Source organism: Cupriavidus sp. GW823-FHT07A04 (genome assembly GCF_058794615.1).
In genome coordinates this window covers 1-820 of the sequence record NZ_JBXAHA010000061.1, presented here as the reverse complement: position 1 = coordinate 820, position 820 = coordinate 1, and the positions used below count along the sequence as shown (strand labels likewise).

Below are 820 nucleotides of genomic sequence, written 5' to 3'. Positions count from 1 at the left end.
TATCGGAAGGTGCGGCTGGATCACCTCCTTTCAAGAGCGTGCATCTTAAGTCGAGCGTTCACACTTATCGGTTTGTTTGCTGTTACAGCCAAGGGTCTGTAGCTCAGGTGGTTAGAGCACCGTCTTGATAAGGCGGGGGTCGTAGGTTCAAGTCCTACCAGACCCACCAAGTTACGGATGGTGGTTCGAAGCTGAACCTCCGGACAGAAGTAAATTGGGGGATTAGCTCAGCTGGGAGAGCACCTGCTTTGCAAGCAGGGGGTCGTCGGTTCGATCCCGTCATCCTCCACCAATTACCTCGCACTTCAGTGTGCACCTTGGATTGGTCGTCAAAGGCAAGCGCTTAGGATTGAGCGTTTGCCTTTGGCCTTGGCCAAGACGTTGCGAGACGAAGTCTCGCGCGGCTGTTCTTTAACAATATGGGATGTAGTAAAGGTGTCGTGAGCGTTGATGAGACGCTGAAGTAAAACACGATACCGGGTTGTGATTGTATCAACCGAAATGTATTTAAGTGATCGAAAGATGACTTGGAATACGGCACAAATGCGAGAACTCATCCTGTAGCGAGCACGGCTTGAACGCAAGTTTGAGACACACTCGTTATAGGGTCAAGCGAACAAGTGCATGTGGTGGATGCCTTGGCGATCACAGGCGATGAAGGACGCGGTAGCCTGCGAAAAGCTTCGGGGAGCTGGCAAACAAGCTTTGATCCGGAGATGTCCGAATGGGGAAACCCGGCCCGTATGGGTCATCCCTGACTGAATACATAGGTCAGGGAAGCGAACGCGGCGAACTGAAACATCTAAGTAGCTGCAGGAAC

The 820-nt window shown here is 52.0% G+C and carries 2 tRNA genes and 1 rRNA gene; all 3 read left to right on the top strand.

From position 1 onward, the window contains the following. Positions 1 to 92: 92 nt before the first annotated feature. A tRNA-Ile gene (locus tag AC1Q7Q_RS40380) sits at positions 93 to 169 on the top strand. A gap of 47 nt (positions 170 to 216) precedes the next feature. After that, positions 217 to 292: transfer RNA gene (locus AC1Q7Q_RS40375), tRNA-Ala, on the top strand. 314 nt (positions 293 to 606) lie between these two features. Then, positions 607 to 820 (top strand): 23S ribosomal RNA (locus AC1Q7Q_RS40370); the annotation flags it as partial.